General features: G+C 59.5%; 2 protein-coding genes. One reads left to right on the forward strand and one right to left on the reverse strand.

The annotated features are described in order from the left end of the window. A partial coding sequence (locus CR105_RS27475; RefSeq protein WP_143752822.1) for a DDE-type integrase/transposase/recombinase occupies positions 1 to 354 on the forward strand: 354 nt, incomplete at its 5' end. 38 nt (positions 355 to 392) lie between these two features. On the opposite strand, the gene CR105_RS29685 is transcribed toward CR105_RS27475, so the two are convergent. Next, positions 393 to 617: hypothetical protein (locus CR105_RS29685; protein ID WP_441295122.1), on the reverse strand; the 225-nt coding region annotated here is incomplete at its 5' end.

The raw sequence follows: 617 nt of genomic DNA on the forward strand, positions 1-617 counted from the left end.
AAGCGCTTCTTCGACAAGGCCATGGGAGCGAACGGCGATCCGGACAAGGTCGCGATGGACAAGAGTGGCGCCAACGAGGCGGCGATCGATGCGATCAACGCCGGCCGCGACGTGCCGATCCTGGTGCGCCAAGTCAAATACCTCAACAACATCGTCGAGCAGGACCATCGCGCCATCAAGCGGGTGACCAGGCCGATGCTCAACTTCAAATCGTTCCGGTCTGCCGGCTCCGTGCTCGCCGGCATCGAGCTGATGCACATGATCCGCAAGGGCCAGTTCGCAATCGACGGCGCTGATGCAATGTCGTTCGCCGACCAATTTTCTGTGCTGGCAGGAATAGTCCGTCCGGTTTGAGCGGCACAATGCCGTCCTAGGGAAATTCTGTCGTTTGATCAACAACGCGACAGAACCCCTTCGCCCGCCGCCTTGGCTTCGCGGTGCCCGTCACAGGCATCAAGAGCACCGGCGTCGTGCGTTGCGATCAGCCGTGCGTAATTGACCTGGCCGCGCGCCGCGTCCGCAAGATCGATACCTTTCCGGAATCCGTCATGGCCGAAGTACTGGCGAAAGTCGCCACGCTTTTCGAATAAACGGAGCATGAGGATGAATAAATTTCG

Source organism: Massilia eurypsychrophila, assembly GCF_002760655.1.
Lineage (GTDB): Bacteria > Pseudomonadota > Gammaproteobacteria > Burkholderiales > Burkholderiaceae_D > JAFCUW01.